General features: G+C 35.8%; 25 protein-coding genes, 1 pseudogene and 1 riboswitch. Of the genes and pseudogenes, 21 read left to right on the top strand and 5 right to left on the bottom strand.

The features are described from left to right. Positions 1-326 precede the first annotated feature (326 nt). A riboswitch (purine riboswitch) is annotated at positions 327-424 on the top strand. An 84-nt stretch (positions 425-508) separates the two neighbouring features. The 8 genes and pseudogenes from ACTND6_RS06620 (at position 509) to ACTND6_RS06585 (ending at position 8,872) form a co-directional block, all read left to right on the top strand. Then, positions 509-1,873: an NCS2 family permease gene (locus tag ACTND6_RS06620; RefSeq protein ID WP_441023023.1), complete on the top strand. Its 1,365-nt coding sequence runs from the start codon at positions 509-511 to the stop codon at positions 1,871-1,873. An 82-nt stretch (positions 1,874-1,955) separates the two neighbouring features. Further along, a complete protein-coding gene (locus ACTND6_RS06615) occupies positions 1,956-2,546 on the top strand; it encodes a family 16 glycoside hydrolase (RefSeq protein ID WP_441023025.1) in 591 nt (196 codons plus the stop codon). A gap of 60 nt (positions 2,547-2,606) precedes the next feature. Next, positions 2,607-3,770, top strand: a complete 1,164-nt coding sequence (locus ACTND6_RS06610; protein ID WP_441045074.1) for an alanyl-tRNA editing protein — start codon at positions 2,607-2,609, stop codon at positions 3,768-3,770. Further along, positions 3,763-4,089 (top strand): annotated as a pseudogene (locus tag ACTND6_RS06605) (family 1 glycosylhydrolase); the annotation flags it as partial. The gene ACTND6_RS06610 and the pseudogene ACTND6_RS06605, both read left to right, overlap by 8 nt. A 141-nt stretch (positions 4,090-4,230) precedes the next feature. Continuing rightward, positions 4,231-6,225: an FAD-dependent oxidoreductase gene (locus tag ACTND6_RS06600; protein WP_441023027.1), complete on the top strand. Its 1,995-nt coding sequence runs from the start codon at positions 4,231-4,233 to the stop codon at positions 6,223-6,225. Between the two features lie 84 nt (positions 6,226-6,309). After that, positions 6,310-7,230 carry a LysR family transcriptional regulator gene (locus ACTND6_RS06595; RefSeq protein ID WP_441023029.1) on the top strand — a complete coding sequence of 307 codons (921 nt, stop codon included), beginning with the start codon at positions 6,310-6,312 and terminating at the stop codon, positions 7,228-7,230. A 103-nt stretch (positions 7,231-7,333) separates the two neighbouring features. Next, positions 7,334-8,506, top strand: a complete 1,173-nt coding sequence (locus tag ACTND6_RS06590; protein ID WP_441023031.1) for an MFS transporter — start codon at positions 7,334-7,336, stop codon at positions 8,504-8,506. A 9-nt stretch (positions 8,507-8,515) separates the two neighbouring features. Beyond that, complete coding sequence (locus ACTND6_RS06585; RefSeq protein WP_441023033.1) at positions 8,516-8,872, top strand: DUF4186 domain-containing protein; 357 nt, start codon at positions 8,516-8,518, stop codon at positions 8,870-8,872. A 19-nt stretch (positions 8,873-8,891) separates the two neighbouring features. Here the strand turns inward: ACTND6_RS06585 and ACTND6_RS06580 are convergent, their stop codons facing one another. From ACTND6_RS06580 to thrC, 4 genes are all read right to left on the bottom strand, one after another. Continuing rightward, positions 8,892-9,455 (bottom strand): YbhB/YbcL family Raf kinase inhibitor-like protein, encoded by a 564-nt coding sequence (locus ACTND6_RS06580; protein ID WP_441023035.1) that lies wholly within the window; start codon positions 9,453-9,455, stop codon positions 8,892-8,894. A 68-nt stretch (positions 9,456-9,523) separates the two neighbouring features. Then, positions 9,524-9,961 carry an ACT domain-containing protein gene (locus tag ACTND6_RS06575; RefSeq protein ID WP_441023037.1) on the bottom strand — a complete coding sequence of 146 codons (438 nt, stop codon included), beginning with the start codon at positions 9,959-9,961 and terminating at the stop codon, positions 9,524-9,526. Next, positions 9,958-10,818 (bottom strand): homoserine kinase, encoded by an 861-nt coding sequence (thrB, locus tag ACTND6_RS06570; RefSeq protein ID WP_441023039.1) that lies wholly within the window; start codon positions 10,816-10,818, stop codon positions 9,958-9,960. The genes ACTND6_RS06575 and thrB overlap by 4 nt, the downstream gene beginning before the upstream one ends. Then, complete coding sequence (gene thrC / locus ACTND6_RS06565; RefSeq protein ID WP_441023041.1) at positions 10,805-12,295, bottom strand: threonine synthase; 1,491 nt, start codon at positions 12,293-12,295, stop codon at positions 10,805-10,807. The genes thrB and thrC overlap by 14 nt, the downstream gene beginning before the upstream one ends. A 95-nt stretch (positions 12,296-12,390) precedes the next feature. On the opposite strand from thrC, the gene ACTND6_RS06560 reads away from it, so the two are divergent. The 6 genes from ACTND6_RS06560 (at position 12,391) to ACTND6_RS06535 (ending at position 17,851) form a co-directional block, all read left to right on the top strand. Next, positions 12,391-13,518, top strand: a complete 1,128-nt coding sequence (locus ACTND6_RS06560) for a homoserine dehydrogenase (protein ID WP_441023043.1) — start codon at positions 12,391-12,393, stop codon at positions 13,516-13,518. Then, on the top strand, positions 13,515-14,852 hold the full coding sequence (locus ACTND6_RS06555) for an aspartate kinase (protein WP_178175431.1): 1,338 nt from the start codon (positions 13,515-13,517) through the stop codon (positions 14,850-14,852). Before ACTND6_RS06560 ends, ACTND6_RS06555 begins: the two co-directional genes overlap by 4 nt. Then, positions 14,849-15,847, top strand: coding sequence for an aspartate-semialdehyde dehydrogenase (locus ACTND6_RS06550; RefSeq protein WP_441023045.1), 999 nt, complete (start codon positions 14,849-14,851; stop codon positions 15,845-15,847). The genes ACTND6_RS06555 and ACTND6_RS06550 overlap by 4 nt, the downstream gene beginning before the upstream one ends. An 18-nt stretch (positions 15,848-15,865) precedes the next feature. Beyond that, entirely contained in the window at positions 15,866-16,387 is a 522-nt protein-coding gene (locus ACTND6_RS06545) for a hypothetical protein (RefSeq protein ID WP_441023047.1), read from the top strand. Between the two features lie 58 nt (positions 16,388-16,445). Next, entirely contained in the window at positions 16,446-17,033 is a 588-nt protein-coding gene (locus ACTND6_RS06540) for a hypothetical protein (protein ID WP_441023049.1), read from the top strand. A 95-nt stretch (positions 17,034-17,128) separates the two neighbouring features. Further along, positions 17,129-17,851, top strand: coding sequence for a DUF1835 domain-containing protein (locus ACTND6_RS06535; protein ID WP_441023051.1), 723 nt, complete (start codon positions 17,129-17,131; stop codon positions 17,849-17,851). Positions 17,852-18,172: 321 nt separating this feature from the next. Here ACTND6_RS06535 and ACTND6_RS06530 read toward each other — a convergent pair whose 3' ends face one another. Further along, positions 18,173-19,432, bottom strand: a complete 1,260-nt coding sequence (locus tag ACTND6_RS06530; protein WP_441023053.1) for an alpha-L-fucosidase — start codon at positions 19,430-19,432, stop codon at positions 18,173-18,175. Between the two features lie 99 nt (positions 19,433-19,531). On the opposite strand from ACTND6_RS06530, the gene ACTND6_RS06525 reads away from it, so the two are divergent. From ACTND6_RS06525 to rpsI, 7 genes are all read left to right on the top strand, one after another. Further along, positions 19,532-20,194: an HAD hydrolase-like protein gene (locus tag ACTND6_RS06525; protein ID WP_178175437.1), complete on the top strand. Its 663-nt coding sequence runs from the start codon at positions 19,532-19,534 to the stop codon at positions 20,192-20,194. Between the two features lie 13 nt (positions 20,195-20,207). After that, positions 20,208-21,035, top strand: coding sequence for an energy-coupling factor transporter ATPase (locus ACTND6_RS06520; protein WP_441023056.1), 828 nt, complete (start codon positions 20,208-20,210; stop codon positions 21,033-21,035). Further along, on the top strand, positions 21,011-21,862 hold the full coding sequence (locus tag ACTND6_RS06515; RefSeq protein ID WP_441023058.1) for an energy-coupling factor transporter ATPase: 852 nt from the start codon (positions 21,011-21,013) through the stop codon (positions 21,860-21,862). Before ACTND6_RS06520 ends, ACTND6_RS06515 begins: the two co-directional genes overlap by 25 nt. 1 nt (position 21,863) lies before the next feature. Next, entirely contained in the window at positions 21,864-22,664 is an 801-nt protein-coding gene (locus ACTND6_RS06510) for an energy-coupling factor transporter transmembrane component T family protein (RefSeq protein ID WP_441023060.1), read from the top strand. Further along, positions 22,661-23,737: a tRNA pseudouridine(38-40) synthase TruA gene (gene truA / locus ACTND6_RS06505; protein WP_441023062.1), complete on the top strand. Its 1,077-nt coding sequence runs from the start codon at positions 22,661-22,663 to the stop codon at positions 23,735-23,737. Before ACTND6_RS06510 ends, truA begins: the two co-directional genes overlap by 4 nt. Before the next feature lie 97 nt (positions 23,738-23,834). Next, complete coding sequence (rplM, locus tag ACTND6_RS06500; RefSeq protein WP_178175442.1) at positions 23,835-24,269, top strand: 50S ribosomal protein L13; 435 nt, start codon at positions 23,835-23,837, stop codon at positions 24,267-24,269. Between the two features lie 16 nt (positions 24,270-24,285). Continuing rightward, complete coding sequence (gene rpsI, locus ACTND6_RS06495; RefSeq protein WP_441023064.1) at positions 24,286-24,690, top strand: 30S ribosomal protein S9; 405 nt, start codon at positions 24,286-24,288, stop codon at positions 24,688-24,690. The last annotated feature ends 550 nt before the right edge of the window (positions 24,691-25,240 follow it).

Genomic DNA, 25,240 nt, shown 5'->3' with positions numbered 1-25,240 from the left:
GTTGTTTGAAAGACAGCAGAAGACTGAGCGGCAACTCATATGGTCTTCTGTTTTCTTTTTATCCTTTCCGTAAAATGATGATTACTAATACAATCATAAAAAAAGATGCATGAAAATGCACCTCAAAATATTTGAACATCGATTTTTCTTCAAGACCTCATGAACATCATGTTATTTTGGAATATGTCAAAACCTCATCCAATTTTGGATATTCAATATTACAAGCTGTCCTTATGGATAGCTTTTTTTTGGATTTTTTATGAAATATTTTCATGATAACGCTTACACATGGACTGTTGGTATAGCTTTATTTTTGAATTGAGATATAATACTTAGGTCCTTCATATCGTATAAGTATTCGGATTGGCGATACGTCTCTACGGGATGCCTTAACATCTCTGCTACGATCTTGATTCTATTGTGTTTTCTACGATTTGAGGGTCTTATTGTAGAAAATATTTTTTATTTATAGGGTATGAATAGAAAAATTACAGGGGGTAAATATATCATGTTAGAAAAGCTTTTTAAGCTAAGTGAGAACGGTACAAATGTCAAAACAGAATTGATTGCCGGACTTACAACGTTTATGACCATGGTTTACATCTTGGCTCTAAACCCATCTATTTTAAGCGCATCAGGTATGGATGCTGGTGCAATTCTTACAGCTACAGCAGTAGCTTCCGCAATTGCTTGTTTTGCAATGTCAGCATTCTCAAATATGCCATTCGCATTATCTGCCGGTCTTGGATTGAATGCATACTTTGCATACACAATCTGTGGTTCTATGGGATATGACTGGCACGCTGCATTAACAGCTGTACTATTTGAAGGTATTATCTTCATTGTTCTTTCTTTAACAAATGTCAGAGAAGCAATTTTTAATGCAATTCCAAAGCAGATGAAGACTGCAGTATCTGTTGGTATTGGTTTCTTCATTACATTTATTGGTTTACAGAATGCTGGTATTATTGTTGATGGAAGTACACTTGTTGGATTGTTCTCATTTAAGACTGCATTAAGTGATGGTACATTCGCTACACATGGTATCACAGCAATCTTGACAATGGTTGGTGTGATCTTAACAGTATTCTTACTCAAGAAGAACGTTAAGGGGTATATGCTTTATGGTATCTTGTTAACTTGGGCTTTAGGTATTGTTTGTCAGTTGACAGGAATTTATGTTCCTGATAATGAATCTTATTTCTCATTGATTCCAACTACTTTCTTCTCTATGCCTGCATCTGTTTCTTCAACATTCTTCAAGTTTGACTTTGCATTTGTTGCTGAACATACATTAGATTTCATTGTTATGATGTTTGCGTTCTTATTTGTTGATATCTTCGATACATTAGGAACAGTAATTGGATGTGCTTCTAAGGCAAATATGCTTGATGAAGAAGGCAAGCTTCCTAAGATTAAGGGTGTATTGTTAGCAGATGCTGTTGGTACAACAGTTGGTGCTTGCTTAGGTACATCAACAATTACAACATTCGTTGAATCTTCTTCTGGTATTACAGAAGGTGGTAGAACTGGTTTAACATCTGTTACTGTTGGTGTTTTATTCCTTCTATCATTATTCTTGTCACCATTGTTCTTGACGGTTCCATCATTCGCAACAGCACCAGCATTGATCGTTGTTGGTTTTATGATGATGCAGCAGGTAGTAAATATTGACTGGCAGAATCTTGAAGATGCAGTTCCAGCTTTCATCTGTATTACAATGATGGGCTTTGCATATTCTATTTCTGAAGGTATTTCTTTTGGTATTATCTCTTATGTTGTACTACATGTATTAACAGGTAAGACAAAAGATTTGAATGCATTAATGTATATTTTAGCTGTATTATTTGTCTTGAAGTATTTCTTGATTTAAATAGCTATGAGAGGTAGTTGCTTTATTGTGACTACTTCTTTTTTTTACTATTTCGATACAATAGGGTTGCAAGGTAACTTATATGAAAGGAATTAATGTTGAAGTAAGAGATGCAGTATTAGAAAATGAAAATGAAAATGTGATTTATGTTGCGAAGCCTCATGAAAATCAAATTCCAGATGATAATACGTATGCATTGATTTATGAAGAAGTATTCCATAATGGAATTATTGATGTTGATGTAAGAAGCAGATTGCTTCCTACAGCGGATGAAACGAATCGTGGGTTTGTTGGAATTGTATTTCGTGCAAAGAAAGATGCAAGTGAATTTGAATCTTTTTATATTCGACCAACAAATGGAAATACGGATGATCCTGTAAGAAAACAACATGGATGTCAGTATTTTTCTTATCCTGGATATACATTTGCATATTTTAGAAAACATGGAATTGAGGGTTATGAAGCACCAATTGAAGGATATCTAGATAAGTGGTTTCATCTGCGTGCTGTGATTCATGAAGATAAAGCAAAGTTCTATGTAGATGATATGGAAACACCAGTATTGTGCATTGAGCATTTAAAACATGGAAAAGATGCAAAAGGATATGTTGGACTGTATGTAGATAATGGCACAGAAGGATATTTCAAGAATCTAATGATTGAGAATGTTTGAATGCATTCTCTTTTTTTTGCTTTCTTGATAAGATAGTTGAAGTTATTGAGGTGTTTATTTATGGAAATGAATGAATTGTTTTATCAAGATGCATATTTGAAAGAATTTGATGCGAAAGTGATTTCATGTACTGCATGTAAAAATGGATTTGATGTTGTATTAGAAGATACTGCGTTTTACCCAGAAGGTGGTGGACAACCATTTGATATTGGTACATTAAATGATGTAGAAGTATTTGATGTACAAAGAGACAAACAGGATGTGATTCATCACTATGTTAAAGAAGCAGTGGATATAGGAAAAGTCGTACATGGTGTGATTGACTGGAATCGTCGTTTTGATTGTATGCAGAATCATTCTGGAGAACATATTATTTCTGGATTGATTCATAAACATTTTGGATATGAAAACGTTGGTTTCCATATGGGTGAAGTGATTCAGATTGATATCAGTGGTCCATTAAACTGGGATCAGTTGATGATGATTGAACGAGAAGCAAATGATATTATTTATCAGAATATTCCAGTACAGATTACATATCCAAATAATGATGAATTAGAGAATATTCCATATCGTTCTAAAAAAGAATTACAGGGAAAAGTAAGAATTGTAACGATTGAAAATGCGGATATTTGTGCATGTTGTGGAACACACGTAAAAAATACAGGAGAGATTGGATTGATCAAGATTCTTTCTTTCATGAAGCATAAAGATGGTATTCGCTTTGATCTTGTGAGTGGGAAACGTGCATTAGAATATATGCGTAAAGAACATGATGCATGTAAAGAAGTATCTTGTCTTTTAAGCGCGAAGCCATTAGAAATTCATATTGCGACAAAGAAATTGTTAGACAACAATTTAAATCTATTGAATGAAAAGAAACAGTGCATGCAGAAACTGTTAGAAATGAAACTGGAAACATATACACAGGGAAAAGAATATGTCATTGATTTTGAAGAAGGACTGGATCGTGTTTCTTTGATGACATATGCGAATGCATTGCTGGAAGAAAAAAAGATTCCGACGGTATGTGTTTTCAATAAACAGGAAAATGGATATATGTATATTATTCTTTCTAAGAAAATAAACCTGCAGGAGTATGTAAAGCAATTAAATACTGAACTATCTGGAAGAGGTGGCGGAAAGAAAGAAGTGATACAGGGAAGCTTTCAAAGTGATGCAGAGACAATTGAAAATGTACTAGTGAAAACGCTGCCTTTTTAGTGAAAATGGATTGGGTGCATACGATACTCTTACGGAAGATGGCAAGGTTCATGATCAATATCGTATCAACTATCTTAGACAGCATATTCAGCAGATGCACTTAGCAATTACTGATGGTGTTAAAATGATGGGATATTGCCCATGGAGTGCAATTGACTTGATTTCTACACATGAAGGCGTGAAGAAGAGATATGGATTTATCTATGTTGATAGAGATGAATTTGATCTTGGTACATTAGATAGGTATCGTAAAGATTCATTCTTCTGGTATAAGAAAGTCATCGCAACAAATGGCGAAGATCTGGAAGATTTAAAATAAGAATACAAAAGATCGTGGTGTATATACTACGATTTTTTTTGATCAAGATAGGGAAAAATGAAAAAAGTGAGAGCGCTCTCACTTTAAGTGTGACTTGTTAATAAATTATCATGTTAAAATATTAACAAATAGGAGGGAGCTATGAAAAAGATAATTACTATGTCATTAGCAGGTGCATTGCTATTGGCTTCAGGTTGCGCAAACAAGCCAGCTGGATCTAATGCTGGAGCAACAGGATCATTGAAGGATGGTACATACACAGCAGCAAAACCAGGTATGAATGCTGACGTTGAAGTCGAAGTAAAGATTGCGAATGGCAAAATTGACGCAGTTACTGTAACAGGTAACGAAGAAACTCCAGGTATTGGTGGAGAACTTGTAAACGCTAAGGGTGAAGTGAAGACAAATGGTGGAGAATCTCCAATTACTTTGATTCCAAAGAGAATCGTTGAAGGACAATCTATTAAGGTTGATTCCGTTACTGGTGCAACAATTACCAGCTACGCTATCATGAATGCTGTTGGGGATGCAATTGAACAGGCTGGCGGAAACAAGGATGATTTCAAGACAGAAGTAAAGAGTTCTGAAAAATTAGAAGACATAACTTCTGATGTTGTTGTAGTCGGTGGTGGTGGTGCAGGTCTTGCTGCAGCAATCGCTGCTGGTGCAGATGGTGCTACTGTTACTGTTATTGAAAAGAATGGTGAAGTTGGTGGTGACACATTAGTATGTGGTGCAATTTACAATACACCTGATGAGAAGCTTCAGAAGGAAGTTACAATGACAGATACTGTTAAGACAACAGTTGAAAAGGCATTGAGTGAAAAGCCAATTAGTGATGAACATAAGGCATTACAGGCTGAAGTTAAGAAACAGTGGGATAAGTACAAGGCTGATGGTAGAACAGACTTATTTGATTCTAAGGAATGGTATGCTCTGCAGACTTGGATCAACGGTGATAAAGTTGGTAACTTAGATCTTGTTAAGAAACTTTGCTATGACTCTTATGATGCATATGAATGGATCAAGGATGATCTAGGAATGGGCTTTGATGATAAGATTTCTCAAGGTGCTGGTTCATTGTGGCAGAGAACACATACTTCAAAAATGAAGATGGGTACTGGTTTTATCTCAACATACTTAGACAAGATTGATGCTATGGACAATGTAACAATCGTTACAGAAGCAACAGGTAAATCTTTAGTGAAGAAAGATGACAAAATTACTGGTGTTGTTTGTGCAGATAGAAATGGTAATGAATTTACTGTAACAGCTAACAAGGGTGTTGTATTATCCACAGGTGGATTCGCAGCTAACTCTAAGATGGTTCAGGAATATAACACAAGTGGCAAGTGGGATGATCTAAGTAAATTAATGACGACAAATAGAACATCTTCCTCTCAGGGTGATGGTATTGTGATGGCTAAGGAAGCCGGTGCTTCATTAACAGATATGGAACAGATCCAGTTACTCTACTTAGGTAATACAAAGGATGGTCAGTTGACAAAGTATCCACCAAGAGACGTTAACGGTACAGACCAGCTCATTTTTATCAACAAGAATGGTGAAAGATTTGTTAGAGAAGATGGCAGACGTGATGAAATCTGCTTAGGTGTATTATCACAGCCAGATGCTATATTCTATATGTTAGAAAGTGGCGATGGCAAGGGATATGTTGATATCAAGGATCCTGAATGGAGAAGTGCTGATGGATTTACATTCGAATATCTTGAAAAGAATGGATATATCGTTGTTGCTGATACATTAGATGAAATGGCTGAAAAGTTAGGCTGCGACAAGGCTACATTGCAGGCTACAGTAGATGCATTCAACAATTGTGTTGATGGTAAAGAAACAGATGAATTTGGACGTACATTGTACTCTGTTAAGCTTGAAAACGGTCCATGGGTTGCTACACCTAGACAGGCATGCGTTCACCATACAATGGGTGGTGTAACAATTGATACAGATACACGTGTATTAGATGAATCTGGTAAGGCAATTGCAGGCTTGTATGCTGCTGGTGAAATTACTGGTGGTATCCACGGTGCAAACCGTTTAGGCGGTAACGCTGTTGTTGACACAGTCGTATTTGGTAAGGCTGCTGGTGAACAAGTGATTGCTGACAATAAATAAGCATGATGAAAAGGCTATGATCGAAAGGTCATAGCTTTTTTGATGGATGATACACAAATATTTTGAAAATGCTATACTAGTCTCATGGATACGAAACAATTAAAAACATTTGTTGTTTTAGCAAAAGAAAAAAATTATATCAAAGCAAGTGAAATCTTGAATTATGCGCCAAGTACTTTGGCAAAACATATTCATGCGTTAGAAGCTGAATTCTCTACTACGTTTGTTCATTTTCGAAATGGAGCAATCTGTTTGACGAAAGATGGAGAAATCTTTTTGCCATATGCGAAAGAAATGTTGAAAATGTATGACAAATGTGAAGCAACTTTCAAACAGGAACATCGGGAAAATAAAATCATTGTTGCGGGTGGTGAATTGATGCTGGCATTTAGTTTTGGCTCATTTATGCATCAGTATCAAAAGGAAATTGAATTTGCCAGTATTGAAGTCAATACAATCTGTTGTTCAAGAGTGCCTGAGTGGTTGGAACAGCAGGAATGTGATATTGGATATGTTCAAATGGTTAATTTGAGTGAATGTGGAAGTGCGAAAGTGACACCATTATTCCAGGAAAAGCTATGTGTGATGACTTCTCCATTACATTCTCTTGCGAATAAAGAAGAAGTGTATTTAAAAGATTTTATCAATCAAAGTTTTACATTTACATATTCAGAATGCTGTTTTACAGAACACTTTAGAAATTTACTGCTAGATGCAGATATTGCGTTGAAAAGTGAATTGTTTTTAGGATCTGTCACTGCTGTCATTGAAAGCTGTATGAAAGAAAAGAGACTGTGTCTTGTTCCGTATGTTGCGGTTGATAAATTGAAAGAATATGGACTTGTTCCAGTTAACTGGGTAGATGCATTTCCAATCTATGATTGTATTATGACAAGTAAACAAGTGCAGCCACAAGATGAATTGTATCCAATTATAGAAGCAAGCAAGAATTATTGTCTGCAGTTGAAAAAAGATTCAAAGACAAAAGATATTGTATTGTTATGAGGAAGAATGGTTCTTCCTCTTTTTTGGAACATTGTGCCAAAATACGTTGGAAATGCAATAATACATCAACAAAATAGTACAATGGAACTAGAGGTAAGTGGATATGAAATATAAACATCTAAATTTGAAGTATGCTTTGATCAATTGTTTTTACTTTTTTCTAGTTTGCGGCAGTGTTGGGTTTGCAAATAATTATCTGCAGTATAAAGGATTAGATACATCTGTGATTGGAGTGTTATTAACATCTGTTTCAATCATTGCTTTGATTGGGCAGACAACAATGGCTCCGATTGTTGATAAGTCAAAAGTATGGAATGAGAAGAGATTTATTATTTTTTCGTTATTAGTTGCGTCGATTGCGTATATTGCTTTGATTGTGATTCCTGGTGAATCTATTCTTTCTATGATAGTTACAGTCATTGGGTTAGCATTTGCGACTATTGGAGTTCCTTATTTGAATTCTCTTGCATTCATTTATGAAAAAGAAGGATACAAGATTAATTATGGACTTGGCAGAGGTGTTGGAAGTGCAGCGTATGCGGTTGCAGCTTTGTGTCTTGGTCAACTCATTAAATTAAAAGACCCATCGATTTTGCCAGTCTGGCTGCTAGTGATGGCAATTGCAACAATTGGTGTTGTTATGACATTACAGGTGCCAAAAGATGAAAAGAAAGAATTTGTTGAAGAAAAAGCTAAAATATCCTATGCATCTTTCTTTCAGAAATATTCTAATGTATTGATGATTGTTGCGGCAATGATTTGTCTGAACTTTACACATATGCTGATCAATAACTATATGATTAATATTATCAGTGATATTGGTGGTGATGCAGGCAGCCAGGGCAGTGCTACGTTTATTCAGGCAATGGTGGAATTACCTCCGATGTTTGGTTTTGCATTATTGTTAAAGAAATTCCGTGTAGATACATTGATGGTGTTCTCTGCGATTGCATGGTGTGTGAAAGATATATTGATTTTGATTGCACCAAATATGACAGTATATTATTTTGCGATGGTTTTCCAGATGTTTTCTTATGCAATTATTATTCCAGCATCTGTTTATTTTGTGGATGAATATATTGCGAGTGAAGATCGAAATCAGGGACAGGCAGTCATGGGTGCTGCTGGTACGATTGGTGGACTATTTGCATCATTTATTGGTGGTTTCTTGTTAAGCTTGTTGTCTGTAAGAGCGACACTTTACGTTGGTATTGCGGTAGCAGTTGTTGGTGTGTTATTCATGCTTTTTGGTATGAAAAAATTAAAAAAAGCATAAAATAGTTTTATGCAGACAAGGATAGAAGCGCTATATAAATTATCTCAATCAAAATTTCGTTCTTCTTTTCATCTGAAAGAAAAAGATAAATTGTATGTGGAAGAAAAAGGGATGGATGTGATTCGCAGGCATGCATGTGATTTTGTGAGAAATAAACTGGCAGATAGCTATCCGAAAAATGATGGAAAGCAAACACCAATGAAAGGTCATCCTGTGTTTATCGCAATGCATGCGTGTGCGTGCTGTTGTAGAGGGTGTTTGAATCGATGGTATCATGTTGAAAAAGGTATTCCTTTAACAGGTGTTCAACAAGAAAAAATTGTTAATTTATTGATGTTGTGGATTGAAAATGAAATGAAAAAATGAGGGTGTGATCATCCTCATTTTACTGTGCAGTAAATGTTCCAGAGATTTCTGCGGAAGTAATGATGTTTGTGAGTCCTGCATCAATGAATGAAAGATCGTCTTCATTTGTCGCATCAAAATTACCTGGTAATGAGAGTGGTGGTGCAGATAGTGCATAGACTTTAATGATATACGTGTGTGTTCCGCTTGGTGGATATGGTCCAACATATTCCCCTGCCTGGCTGCCTGGATCCAGGTGTGTATCTGTAAGACCACTGACTCTCCAGTGTAACCAATTATTTGCGGATGTGTCGATCATGTAGATAACATATTCTTCTGCACCATCAATTGCATTCCAGCTGAGTTCTGGTGTTCGATTGGATCCACAGGAAGAAGTGATATCACTGTTCCATTCACCATCAATTAAATCAGATGAAGTGATGGTGAGTGATGCTGTTTCTGTATTTACTTCAGGTTCCATTGTTTCTGTTGCTGGATCTGTAACAGAGATTCTTTCAACATTGCTTTTCCGTTTGACGGTATTTTTACTACAGGCGCATAAAAGAAGTGGTGCGATAATGAATAATTTTGTTAAGTGTTTCATGAGTAACCTCCATGTCAATCATACCACTTTAATGAAAAAGTATTCCATAAAGATGGAATACATGTAAATTACTCAATGGCATCTAAATGAACGTTTCTGACACCGGATAAATGTTTGAGTGTATCAGTCATTTCCTGGATATCACATGCCATCTTAGAAATATCTAAAGATAAAAGTACGTTTGCTTTATTTGCGACAGGTATTGCCTGGGAAATTGTTAAAATCGATGTATTGAGATCAGATAATGTTTTAAGAACAGATGAGAGTGTACCACTCTCATTTTTTAAAATCAGAGAAAGAACTGCTTTTCTTTCTGTCGTATCGTCTGCACTTTCGTAAACATAATCTTTATATTTATAATATGTATTTCTTGAAATACCTGCTTTTTGTACAGCTTCTGTAATTGTGGAAGCTTCATGATTTGTTAAAAGATTTCGTGCATAAATTACTTTATCTAAGTAATCTGGTAATATTTTTCTAGAAACAATTAAAAAATCTTTTTTCATAAAACCTCCGAGCCATTTTTTGCAATGGTTCTTTCAAAAATCTGCCAATTACATTTTAAACCGTTAATGGCATCCTTATCAACTTGAGAAACAGGATCTTTTGAAATCAATAAACATGTTGATCCAGAACCACTGATTAGAAATACACCATATTTAGAAACAATGTTTTTAACATCATCAAATTCATGGATTAATTGTTTACGGTATGGTTCATGGATTGCATCAACTGCGCTGACTTTTAATAAATCCATATCTCCAGTGCGTAATGCTTCAATCAATAATGCTGCGTGTGCTCCATTGGAAGCAGTAGTTTTTCTATCATAGCTGTCGGGTAAGATTGCACGTGCTTTTTGCGTAGAAACTTCAAAATCAGGAACAAACAGTGTATATTTCCATGTGTTATCCAATGTTAAGTGCTGTGTAAAAAAATGATGATCAAATGCCAAAGAAGCTGTAAAACCCCCATAAATGCATGGTGCAGCATTATCTGGATGCCCTTCCAGCTGACTTGCGAATTGAAAAATCTGATCTTTTGACAATGCATTGTTATGTAATGCACTGCAGGCAAGTAATCCACCACAGATCAAAGAAGCACTTGATCCAAGTCCACGACTGACAGGAATTTCTGTATGAAAAATTGCGTGAATATGATCATGAATACCAATGGCTTCACATCCAAGATGATACGCTTTTAAGAAAATATTATCTGGATTGTTGAAACGTTCTTCAACATTTTCAAGGATATCCTGATCAGAAAGTTCAACTTCAAAAGTGTTGTATAAATTAAATGCTAAGCCAAAACAGTCAAATCCAGGTCCGACATTTGCACTTGTTGCGGGTGTTTTAATTGTGATCATTGCCAATTTCCTTCATTCTTTCTGCGATGACTTTCATGCCGTCTTCTTTTTCAATGCTGCGTGTAAAGCGTACAGGAAGATCTTTTAAACATGCAAGATTGGATGGAATAGCTGTTTGTGTATATGTATGCAAAGCATCCATTGCTTCAAAATCATCTTCAATGCAATTGCTTGAAACTGCCTGGTATACATCTTTACAGAATTTATATGGAGAAGCAGTCGATAAAACAATTGACGGTGTTTTATCTTGTGTCTGTAATTGATATTGTCTATATGCATGCAGTCCAACTGCAGTATGTGGATCAATTAATACATGTTCTTTTTTATAGAGATCATGTATCGTCTTTGCACAGTCTTCTTCACTTGTCCAGTAACCCTTAAAAATAGAAGAAATCTTTTCCTGAATCTTTGATGGAATAGTATATGATCCTTGTTCGTTTAATTCTTTCATCATGTTAGCAACAAAAGAATCATCATTATCACTCATGATGAATAATAATCTTTCAAGATTGCTTGAAATCAGAATGTCCATGGAAGGTGACATTGTTGGAATGAATGGGCGATGAATGGAATATGTACCTGTATTCAAGAAATCTGTTAAAACATTATTTGAATTAGAAGCACAGATTAGCTGATTTACTGGCAGCCCCGTACGATATGCTAGATAACCAGCTAAGATATCGCCAAAGTTTCCTGTAGGAACGACAAAATTTACAGGATCTCCGCACTGGATTGCACCGTCTCTTACGAGTTTACAGTAAGAGGAATAGTAATAGACAACTTGTGGAATTAATCTGCCTACATTGATAGAGTTGGCAGAGGAAATTGTTACGTTATGTAAAGATGCAAGTACTTGTGGATCTTGTGTTGCTTCTTTAACCATTCTCTGACAATCGTCAAAGTTTCCTTTGACCGCGATGACTTCAACGTTATCTCCAATGGCTGTCTGCATTTGTTTCTTCTGTACTTGAGAAACGCCAACTTCAGGATAGAAGACTGTAATTGCGGTATGTTTTACATCTGCAAATCCGCTTAATGCAGCTTTTCCTGTATCGCCTGAAGTAGCAGTTAAAATGGAAATCGTATCATGACGATTTTCTTTGTTGTAGGACTGGATCAATAAATGCGGAAGCAATGTCAAAGCAATATCTTTGAATGCACTTGTAGGACCATGATAAAGTTCCATTAAGTATGCATCTTCTATTTTATGCAGTGGAACGATTTCTTCTGTATCAAATTTATTGTCATATGCCTGATTTACGGAGGAAGAAATTTCTTCTTCTGTAAAGTCGTCTAAGAAAGCATGAATGACTTTTGTGGCAATCTGCTGGTATGACAAATTTGTTAGCTCATCTACATTGATATGAATGTTAATGTTTTCTGGTGTGAAAAGACCACCATCTTTTGCTAGACCTTGAATAATTGCGTTATGACTTTCAACAATTTCATTTTTATTTCTGCTGCTTACATATTTCATACGATTCGCTCCTTGTAATAAACACTTTGATATGATACTATGTTCGCGTTCTTAATACAAGTGTTTTTAAAATAGGTACACTGAATGGAGGAAATATGAAGATTGGATTACTTGGACATGGTGTTGTTGGAAGTGGTGTTAGAAAAATCATTGATGAAAAATTAACAGACGAAACAAAAAATCTAGAAATTACAAGAATTCTTGTGAAAGATACATCGGAAATTACAGACGTAAGAATGACAACAGATGTAAATGACATTCTTCTGGATCCTTCTATTGATGTTGTAGTGGAATGTATGGGTGGTATTGAGCCAGCACGTAAGTATGCTTTGGAAGCGTTAGAGCACGGAAAGCATTTTGTAACTTCAAATAAAAAAATGTTTGCTTCCTCTATTTTAGAACTTCAGGAATGTGCAGAAAGAAATCATGTGAGCCTGCATTATGAAGCGACTTGTGGCGGTGGAATTCCGTGGATTGCAAATATTGATCGCTGTAAAAGAGTTGATACAATTGATTCTTTGAAAGGTATTTTTAATGGTACAACAAACTATATTCTTTCACGTATGTACCATGAGAATCAGGATTTTGCCTCTATGTTAAAAGAAGCACAGGATTTAGGATATGCAGAAAAAGATCCAACAGATGATATTGATGGATATGACATTCGCTATAAGACAATGATCAGTATTTTAAAAGCATTTGGAAAACGTGTTAATTTAGAAGATATTCCGATGTTTGGGATTCGCTATATTGATGCGAGTGATTTGAAGTACTGCAAAGAAAATGGATATGTTGTAAAGATGATTGGACGTGCAGAAAGAAATGGTGATGTTGTATCTAGTTCTGTAATGCCAATGTTTGTGAAAAAAGATGATGTATTTGCTTCTATTCCTTTGAATTTTAATGCGATTGCATCGAATTCGAAAACACTTGGGAAAGCGGTTTATATTGGACAAGGTGCGGGTTCTTTACCGACAGCACATGCAGTTGTGCAGGACATTATTGATATTGAAAAATCACAGAGTATGGAAATGCAATTTGAAGATGGAATGATCAATAATGAAAATGTTGAAGGCATTTACTATATTCGTTCTAAAAATATGGAAGTTTTTCAGGATATTATGGATGGCAAAGTTACAAAGAAAGTTCGTTTATTAGAAGTATTAGATCGTATGAAAAAGGCAAATGATAAAGAAGTATTTATTGCGGAGGTGGAAGCATGATCAAGGTTACAAAATTTGGTGGTTCATCTGTTGCGAATGCGAAGCAATTTGCTAAAGTGAAACATATTATTGATAGTGATCCTTCTAGAAAGTTCATTGTTACAAGCGCATGTGGAAAAGAGAGTCACGAAGATCATAAAGTTACAGATCTTCTGTATTTGATTCAGGCACATATTAAATATGGTGTTTCTTATGAAAGCCTGTTTGATATGATCGTGAAAAAATATAAAAGTATTCAGGAAGAGCTGCATTTGCATGTGAATCTAGATGAAGAGTTTTTTAGGATTCGTAAAATCATACAAAATGATGATTCTCCTGATTATCTTGTTTCTCGTGGGGAGTATTTAACTGGAAAGCTTTTAGCAGAATATTTGGGTGCTAAATTTGTTGATGCGGCAGATGTTATCATGTTTCATTATGATGGAACAATTGATATGAAACGTACAAGTGAAAAACTGATGCAGTATGTACAAGGCAGTGAAAAAATTCTGATTCCTGGTTTCTATGGTGCAACGCCAAATGGCACAATCAAAGTCATGAGTCGTGGAGGTTCTGATATCACAGGTGCAGTACTTGCAAATATTGTAGATGCAGATGTTTATGAAAACTGGACAGATGTATCTGGGTTCATGGTTGTTGATCCTAGAATTATTCCAAATCCAATTTCAATTTCAAGAATTACATATTCAGAACTGAGAGAAATGAGTTACATGGGAGCAAATGTTCTGCATGATGATTCTGTTTTCCCTGTGAGAGAAAAGAATATTCCAATCAATATTCGTAATACCAATGAACCGGATCATCCAGGAACAATGATTATGGAAGATTGCAGTGAAATGGATAAAGTAGATCCACCACATGCAATTACAGGAATTACGGGCAGAAAAAACTATACGGTTATTTCTTTGACGAAAGCACATAGCAGTGCTGAAATTGGTTTTTTAAGAAAAGTATTACAGATCTTTGAGAAGTATAATGTTTCGATTGAAGCTGTCCCTGTAACAGTGGATACGTACAGTATTGTTGTACAGACGCATTTGATTAACCATTGTCTGTATGAAATTATTGGGGAATTGAAGGAAACAGTACATCCAGAAGATATTCGTGTGGAAGATCATCAGGCAATGATTGCGGTCGTTGGCAGAGAAATGAAGCAGCGTGCTGGTATTTCTGGTCAGTTATTGAGTGAATTTGGCAGAAACAAGATCAATATTCGTACGATTTCTCAATCATCTTATGAGTTAACAATTATGATTGGTGTTTCGGATAATGATTTTGAGAAGTCAATTAAAGCAATATATGAAAAGTTTGTTGCGGAGGAGAAGAAACAATGAGAATAGGTATTGTTGGTGCGACAGGTGCTGTTGGCAGACAAATGATCACTTGCCTGGAAGAAAGAAAAATTGATGTTGAAGAATTGCGCTTGTTTGCTTCTTCTAGATCTGCCGGCAAAAAAATTCCATATTTGAATCAAGAAATGACAATTCAGGAAGTTTCGGTGGGCTGTTTTGATGGTTTGGATTATGTGCTTGGTGCAGTTAGTAATGCATTGAGTAAAGAATATCGTCCTATGATTGAAAAGGCGGGTGCGGTATATATTGATAATAGTTCTGCATTCCGCATGGAAGATGATGTTCCTTTAGTTGTTCCACAAATTAATGGTGAAGATGCATTGAAGCATCATGGAACGATTGCGAATCCTAACTGCTCTACGATCATTACATTGATGGCATTGGCTCCCATTTGCAGACTGTCTAAGATTAAGTCAATCAATGCTTGTACATACCAGGCAGTCAGCGGTGCTGGAATGCATGGGATTGAAGAGCTGGAAAATCAATGTGAAGCAATTCGAAATCATGAAGAAGTTGAAGTACACACATTCCCTTCACAGATTGCCTATAACGTGATTGCGGATATTGGAAGTATGCTGGAGAATGGTTATACAACAGAAGAAATGAAAATGCAGAATGAAGGAAGAAAGATTCTGCATTTGCCTGAATTGAAAGTGACATGTACATGTGTGAGAGTTCCTGTATATCGTTCACATTCAATTTCTGCAACGGTTGTTTGTGAGAATCATATTTCTATTGCAGAAGCTGAAAAAGCAATTGATTCATTTGAAGGGGATGTTTTATACAAAGGTGTTCCAACACCTTTATTGACAACAGATCAGGATCTTGTATATGTTGGCAGAATCAGAGAAGATCTGACAAATGAGAATGGACTTGTTATCTGGTGCTGTGGTGACCAGATTCGAAAAGGTGCGGCAAGTAACGCTGTTGAAATAATGGAATATCTGATGAAGCATGAATGTGTTACAATATTGTAATACAAAGGAGAAAAAATTATGTCTCGTAAGTCAATATTAGCTTTTTCAGCTATTGCTCTAGCAGCAGCATCCGCTTTAGCAGCGTATACATTAAAGAAATCCAAGAAAACACAAGAGAATGAAAAAGATGATGAAATTCACTTCATTAAGATTGAAGATGGTGATGTAGACGAGAAGAAAGTCGATCCATCTTTTGAAGAAAAGAGCGATGAAGTAAAAGAAGTTGCTTCTGTGTATCCATACCTGGATTTGGATTTTATTGAGAAGATTTTAAATAAAAATGATGAATTTAACAGCAGCTATGAAGAGGATTCACTTGTTACTGTAATGCATCATGTTCGTTTTGCGATTGCTGAAGAAAGAAAAGCATTTGAAGAAATCATGGGACTGAGTGGATATGAGACAACAACACAGGATGACAAGGTTGTCGCAACACGTAAGTTCTTTACACAGCCTGGTGCAATCATTTCAGATATCTTGAATGTTGCAAATCAGACAAATGCATTACAAGGTGTATACGAAAAATATGATATTCGATAAGATACAATGATGAATTGTATCTTTTTGTTTGGTACAATAGAACAACAAGAGGTGAAGCATGGAAGAAAAAGAAATCATTGAAGAAGAAAATAAACCATCCGAAAAAAAGCCGGCAGATGGTAATTTTATGAAAATTATTTTATTGCTGGCGATGGTGTTTGTGGTTATGTATATGGTATTTGGAAAAGGAAAGAACGATGATGCGTGCATTGTTGTTTCACAATCGCCATTTGGACAATCACAAAAGCAGGTCTGGATCGATCTGGAAAATAAACTGCAGGCAAAAGGTGTTGCGGGATTTGATTTAGAAGTTCCTGAAGAACTGGAACAAACATATACAAATGTATCTTATCGAGCTTTCTCTTATCAAATTTCTGAAGTGACATTTCATGATGATAATGGTGAGGATGTTATCCGTATTGATAAGGCAAAATTCTGTGGAAAAGATATTCTGACAACAGATGATAACTCATATATGAATATTCAGAAAGTTACGATTGATGGAAAAGAAGTGAAAGAACGTGGAAATGGGGATATGTATTCTGCAATTTCATGGGTAGATGGTGAATATTCTTACGGTATTACAGCTTACAATGGCGGTATCGATGAATCTACGATTGAAAAATATATTTCTGAAATAAAATAACAATTATAAAACATGATTGAGCATCTGAAACACTTAGTTGATGGTGAAGTATTGAATGGTGGTAAAAGTATACAATCTGTGGATGTAGTTATCAAATGAAAAGAATTATTGATATTTGCTTTGATTACAACTATAAAGAATTGGTTGAATATGGATACAGAGAAAAAGGTATTTTAGATTTTCATGTTGTGGATTGTCCGATTCATTTTGAATATGGTTTATTAAAACCGTTTACAAAAGAACATATGATAGAAAATTTGAAAAAATACTACTCCAGCCAATGGCCACTTACGAAAGATATCATTGCTGGATGGGAATGTGATATAGATAATTATTTTGATTCACTTGAAAACGCGAAAGAAATCCGATTCTGGATATCTAATACTGTAAATAATATTGTTGGTTTAGAAATTACCTGTACAATACTAAAAGAACAGATTCCGACTTATGTTTGTTTTTTACCACGTTTGGATTTAACAGATCTTAACATCGATATTTTTTCTGATTTAGATAGGGAGGTAAATTACTATCTTTCTATGAAAAAAATGTTGCCTGTTGGTTTGTCAGCATTCAAAAAGAATGGGGAAAAGCTGTTAAATGAGAATAAAGAATTACGCATTATCTATGATAATCAGATACAATCTGTGGATGGAAATTACTTTGATTCAGAATTTTATAAAGTGAGCAATAGTGGATGTACAAGCTGGGAAGATTTTATTGAAAAATCTCCTGACTATCTCATTCAGAATCAACAATGGATTTGCAGCTGGATTTACATTCGTTATAGAGTGCACGAGCTCAAAAAAGAATGGAAGTAATAGTGGTACATAAAAGGAAAACTATTATTTGCAATGTCAGTAAGTTAAGTCAAATAAGAAGTTATTAAAATATTTGTCATGTAACCCCTGGATGTAGAGCTGCATCCAGGGGTTCTATCACATTTCAATTAGAATTGATGGCTTTCAAACATAACAAAAAGGAAAAATGATTCGCTTTAGAAAAATTTTCCTGCGACTCGAATATGAAATATCATCAGTGTGACGCTATGATGCTTATGTGTTGAATGGAACAGATGATTTAGGTTTCATATTGCGTTGATATTTTCTATCTGGTCTTACTGTTGCTAGATATTTTTTTACTCATTTTAATGTGATTTCAATGACAGTATCAATTGGATCTGGACATTGATGTGCTAATGTATCGATGTTTAAGAATGTGTATTCTGGATAGCTTTCAGCATTCCATGGTGTTTGAATCTTGATTTCTGATCCATCTGATAATCTTCTGACTTTCAAGATCTTATCCTTTGGAATATGTACTGGAATGTCGAAGACACTTTCATCTAATACGTGTGCATAGATGATATTTCCTTTTTGCGTATATCTTCCCCATTCTGGTTTTTCTAGATCACATTTCCTGCATCCATAGATTGAAGCTTGATTATACTTCATCCATTCTCCAATTTCATGAAGAATTTTTCTGGATTGTGATGGGAAACAGCCTCTTGCATCTGGGCCAACATTGCAGATCAGATTGCCAGATTTGCTGACGCATTCAACGAGTGTTCTGATGATGAGTTTTGCTGATTTGTAATTTGTATCTTTGGAACAATATCCCCAGTGTTCATTCATTGTTAGACATGCTTCCCAAGGGATTGGATCACCTTTGACATTTGTAATACCTGTTGGTGGAATCATTTGTTCAGGAGAAGTAAAGTCACCTGCAGTAAAACTAGGATGTTCTTCTCTGATTGTTCCTTGATAAATGCCATCTCCTTCTAGACGATTGTCAATAATCATATCAGGCTGGTATTCTCTTGCCATGGAAACAATCTTATTGGCATCCCATGTATCTTTTCTCATATTCCCATAAGAAAAATCAAACCACATAATATCCAGCTTTCCATATTCCGTTAGTAATTCTTTGATTTGTGTATGCATGTAGTCTAGATATCTTGAAAAATCTCTGTTTTCATTTGAACATTCAGGATGATTTCTCATTGGATGATGTAAATCTTGATAGTGTGGATAGTCTGGGTGATGCCAGTCTAGTAATGAATAATAAAGTCCTGCTTTTAATCCTTCATTGCGGAAAGCTTCCAAGAACTCTTTGATATAGTCTCTGTCTGATTTCCATGTTGTTGTTTTCGTGTTGAAAAGGCAATAACCATCATGGTGTTTTGCGGTCATGACTGCATATTTCATGCCTGCTTCTTTTGCATCTTTTGCCCATTGTTTTGGGTCGAATAAATCTGGATTGAATTCTGAGGCATATGGAATATAGTCTTCTTCTTTCATTTCTTCATTATTTCTTACCCATTCTCCTCTAGCGGAGATTGCATATAGTCCCCAATGCAAGAATAAACCGAATCGATCGTGCTGAAATTGTTGGATATTCATTTTGTTCCTCCGTTGAATATGTACTGTTTTTCTTAGATATATTATACTATCGAAAAAGGCATAATTATGGTATAATGTGCGAGTTTTTGGAAGGTGATTATGATTAAAGCAATTATATTAGATTTTGCGAGTGGAATGATAGCCGCAAAAGGTCAGGATTATTCAGAACTGATTAGTGAAGTTATTAAAAATAGTAATTTTAAAACAGAAGAAGAAGTAGTTGCATTTTATAAAGAAGAATTGACAGCTTTAGAAGCTGTATCTCAAGGTGAGAATTTCATGACAATGGATGAAATGGAAGACAAGATCATTACATCTGCAATTGACAATTACAACTTGAAGAAAGATCGTAAACAGATTCATACACTTTTACAGAATTTCTGGATGTATGCACCAATTCATGATGATGTGAAAGAATTTTTTGCGAAATGTACATTACCTGTATACATTCTTACAAATCATTCAGAAGATTATATTCATGTCGTTACTAGAAGAAATAATCTTCATCCATTTGGAATTTTGAGTGCTGAAAATGTTGGGGTAAGTAAACCATCTCCTGCATTTTATGCGAAGGCATCTGAGATGACTTCATATAAAAATGAAGAAGTATTATATGTATCTTGTGATCTTGAAACAAATGTTATGGAAGCAAATGATGCTGGAATTCATGCGGTATTGTTAGACCGTAAGAGATTACATCGTGATGCAAAGTGTGATCGCATTAGAAGTTTAGTTGAACTTTTAGTCAACTTAAATCAATAAAAAAGAGGCGTATATGGCAATTCTAGAAGTGAAAGATTTAAATTTTTCATATGAAGAAGAGGGAAAGACGATTGACAACGTCTCTTTTTCAGTTGAAGAGGGTAGTTATACAACAATTGTTGGACATAATGGCAGTGGTAAATCTACAATTGCGAAATTGATCATGGGCCTGCTTGAGAGTGCGAGTGGAACGATTACGATTGACGGTATTGCATTGAACAATGAAAATCTGGCAAAGATTCGTTCTCGTATTGGTATTGTTTTTCAAAATCCAGATAATCAGTTTATTGGTGCGACTGTGCGTGATGATATTGCATTTGGACTGGAAAATCATTGTGTTGAACCATCTATGATGGATGAGATCATTGATACAAATGCTGCGCTTGTTAAAATGAGTGATTTTATGGATCAGGAACCTACGCATTTAAGTGGCGGCCAGAAACAGCGCGTTGCGATTGCTGGAGTATTAGCGATGAAACCAAAACTTTTAATCTTCGATGAAGCGACAAGTATGCTTGATCCAGATGGAAAAGATGAAATCAAAAAAGTAATTATGAAATTGCATAAGGAAAGTTCTTTGACAATTTTATCAATTACACATGATATCGATGAAGTTGCTAGCTCTGACTATGTGGTTGCATTAGATCAGGGAAAAGTTGTATTGACAGGCACACCACAAGAAGTGTTCCAGCAGGAAAAGAAATTAAAAGAAATGAAACTGGATATTCCATTTTCTTTGAAATTAGCGGATGAGCTGAAGAAAAGAGGAGTAACAGTAGATAGATGTATCACAATGGAAGGAATGGTGAATGAGCTATGCCGATTGCGTTCGAAAATGTAAGTCATACGTATAGTGCTGGTACACCATATGAATACCAGGCTTTAAGAAATATCAATCTAGAAATTACAGAAGGAAAAATGACCGCAATTATTGGCCAGACTGGTTCTGGAAAGAGTACTTTAGTGCAGCATTTGAATGCACTTTTATTACCAGATGCTGGAATTGTTCATATTTTAGATCGTGATATCAAAGCTGGTGAAAAAGCAAAGAAATTAAAGGCACTCAGAGGTGAAGTTGGACTTGTGTTCCAGTTCCCTGAATATCAATTGTTTGAAGAAACAATTATTAAGGACGTTGCATTTGGACCTAAGAATTTCGGATGTAATGAGGAAGAAGCAACGAAACGTGCAAAAGAAGCTTTGAAGCTTGTTGGTGTGGATGAATCTTACTTTGAAAAGAGTCCTCTTGAATTATCTGGCGGACAGAAAAGAAGAGTTGCGATTGCGGGTATTCTTGCGATGGATCCTAAGGTTCTTGTTCTGGATGAGCCAACAGCTGGTCTGGATCCAGCTGGTACTGCTTCCATGATGGCTTTATTTTCTAAGTTGAATAAAGAAATGCATAAGACAGTATTGATGGTTACACATGACATGGAGAATGTGTATACGTATTGTGATGATGTTGTTGTTTTGGAAAAAGGACAGGTAAAGCTTCATGGTACAGCACGTGAATTCTTCTCTGATCCAAAGAAGTGTAGAGAATTAAATATTTTGCCGCCATATATTGTTCGCATGAAAGAAATGTTGAATGAAAAAGGTTTTGATATTCCTGAAAGTGTTGTAAATATGAAAGAACTGGCAGATTATATCGCAAAGGAGGTAAAGTAAGATGGGTAATTTTACACTTGGCCGTTACTTGCCTTTAGATTCACCAATTCATAAGCTGGATCCTCGTGCAAAGATCATGGCAATGCTGCTGTTGCTGATTACAATCTTTTTCCCTGCAGGATGGATTGGCTATGGCGTGATATTTGTATGTGTATCTGTTGTTATCATATTATCAAAGCTTTCTGTTTCTTTTATCTGGAAAGCTATGAAGCCAATGTTGTTTATGCTTTTCTTTCTGCTTGTGATTAATGCTTTGGTATTGAAAACAGGTACAGTATTGTTTACGATTGGCAGCTGGTCATTGTATTCCGATGCAGTTTTTCAGACATTATATATTGCGGTAAGACTTCTTTTGATGATCATGATTACAACATGTCTAACAGCTACAACCAAACCATTGGAAATGACATTGGGAATTGAAGATCTATTGAGTCCTTTTCAGAAGATTGGTTTACCATCTCATGAAATTGCGATGCTGATCAGTATTGCATTGCGTTTTATTCCGGATTTGATTGATGAAACGGCACGTATTATCAAAGCACAGGAATCTAGAGGTGTGGATATGAAGGAAGGAAAGCTGATGGAAAGAGTGATGGCAATTCTTTCTTTGATTGTTCCTTTATTTGTATCTGCGTTCCAAAGAGCTGAAGATCTTGCTAATGCAATGGAAGCAAGAGGATATGCACCTGGTTTGCCTAGAACACGCTACAAGCAATTGGAAATGAAAAAACAAGACTGGTTCTTGTTGGCTTGCTGCGGGGTATTAATGGGTGTCATTATCTGGATTGCGTGGTTTCGATGAGATATAAATGTGTTGTTTCCTATGTGGGAGACCATTATGAAGGATGGCAATCTCAAACACGTGGAACTTCAGTGCAGGAACAAATTGAAAAAGTTTTAGAAAAAATCGCACAGACAAAAATCACAATTACTGCTTCTGGCAGAACAGATGCGGGAGTGAATGCACGTGGACAGGTATTCATGTTTGATTGTGAAAGAAATATGAATGCGAGAAAATGGATGGGAGCAATCAATGCATTTCTCCCGGACGATATTCATATCTTAAGTGTTGAAGAAAAGGATTCTATCTTTCATGCAAGATTTAATGTTCGCTATAAAACATATACATATAGAATTAATAATGGTCCTTATGATGTGTTTTCTAGAGAGTACGCGTGTCAGTTTCCATATCCTTTGGATATAGAAAAAATGAATGCATGTATTCAATTGTTTCAAGGAACACATGATTTTACTTCATTTAATTCTTCGTCTTTAGCGGAATATCCTATACAGGTACGTTCTATTTATGATGTGTCTTGTAAAAAAGATGGAAACATGATTTCTTTGACATTTACTGGAAAAGGTTTTCTAAGGTATCAAGTTAGAATGATGTCTGCCGCTATCTTAGATGTTGGCAGAGGAAAGAAAACGATTCAGGATGTGAAAGAAATGCTGGAAGCAAAGGATCGTTCAGTGAAAAGACATAATGCTCCAGCAAATGGATTGACATTGGAATATGTAGATTATTTTGAAATGGTTGCATTGAATGAGAATATTCAAATTCGAGAATTTCTAAGAGGTGATCAACTATGCAGCGATGCATGGGATATCGAAGAAATTGAGAAAAGAGTGAGAGATAAAGAGTTCCCATATGCTTATGCAGTCTGTACAAAAAACAACCAGGAGATGAAAGGCTGTCTTGTTGTGGAACAGGAAAAAGCATGCATTTATCTCTATGATATGAATGATCAAAAATATGTTGAAGAAGTGAAGAATCAAATCATTTCTAAACTGAAAACATGGAATATTGAACATTTTGAATGTGTTCCATACGATCATGCAAAAAACTATTTAAAAACAGAAAAAAAAGATTGACTTTATAGCCTCGGACTACTAGAATCAAACATGGCACTCCATGCCAAAAATGTAGCCCCGGTAAAGTTACATTTTCAGTAAAGGAGAAAAAAAGATTATGCGTCAAACAACGATGTTAAAGCCAAGCGAAGTTGTCCGTACATGGTATGTAGTTGATGCTACAGATGCTACACTCGGACGTCTTTCAACAAAAGTAGCTACAGTATTAAGAGGTAAGCACAAGCCAACTTACACACCTAACGTTGACTGCGGTGACTATGTTATCGTAATCAATGCTGACAAGGTTAAGATTTCTGGCGACCAGGACTTCAAGAAATTCTACTATTCACATTCACAGTGGCCAAATGGTTTACGTGTTAGATCCACAAAGGTTATGCGTGAACAGTACACAGTTGAATGGGTAGAAAAGGCAATCAAGGGTATGCTCCCTCATACTAAGCTCGGTGATGTTCAGCGTAAGCATGTATTTGTTTATGAAGGACCTGATCACCCACATGCAGCTCAGAAGCCAGTTGAGCTCAAGGTTAAGTAAGGAGGAATAAAAGACAATGCCAACAAAGAAGAAGACAGTTAGCTACGCCGGAACAGGACGTAGAAAGAAGTCTGTTGCCCGCGTTTTTATGACTCCGGGAACAGGTAACATCACAGTCAATGGACGTACATTAGAAGAATACCTTCCACAGGCTACTCTTCGTATGGAAGTTAATGCTCCATTAGTACTTACAGAGACAAAAGATCAGTTTGATATCAAGATCAACGTATACGGTGGTGGTTATACAGGCCAGGCCGGTGCAATGAGACACGGTATCGCTCGTGCTTTACTTGAAGCTAGTGCTGATTACAGACCAGTTCTTAAGAAGGCTGGATTCCTCACACGTGATTCTCGTATGAAGGAAAGAAAGAAGTACGGCTTAAAGGGTGCAAGAAGAGCACCACAGTTCTCCAAGCGTTAATTTATTCAGTTTGGAAAATGCCGAAAAGCTCGTGTATACGAGCTTTTTTTTATGCTTTACGGCGTCCTTAGGCGTCCTTAGGCGTCCTCAGTAGGCTACAAGTAGGCTACAAGTAGACTACACGCCCACATTTAAAGGTTTTTTAAAAATGCTCCACATTTGAAGATTTTTAAAAATTAGTTTGCAAATGTATAGAATGGCTTATTTATGCCATTTTTTAATATTTTTATCCCACATTTAAAGGAAAATAATGTTCTCGGTAAAAGTTTGTAAATGTGAGCGATATATCTCAATGGAAACATAAAATCCACCGCATAGTGTGCTATTAGCTTGTTCTATGTGGTGGGCTCTCTTCTCGCTTGAAAGCGTGCTTTATTGGGGTTTTTCGTGTTCGTGTTTGGTGCGCCTGTTCCTGGCGTTGTTGTAGAACGCCAAATTAAATACACATAAAACCAATAATATATTCAAATTAAATAAAAAAACGATGCAGAGAAAAGACTAAATCATAGTCAAAATATCTGCATTTTCTGTATGATTAGAAGCAAGGAGA

It is taken from the genome of Bulleidia sp. HCP3S3_C9 (genome assembly GCF_052064035.1).
Lineage (GTDB): Bacteria > Bacillota_I > Bacilli_A > Erysipelotrichales > Erysipelotrichaceae > Bulleidia.
The sequence above is the reverse complement of the archived record's forward strand: the minus strand, read 5'-3'. Positions and strand labels throughout refer to the sequence as shown.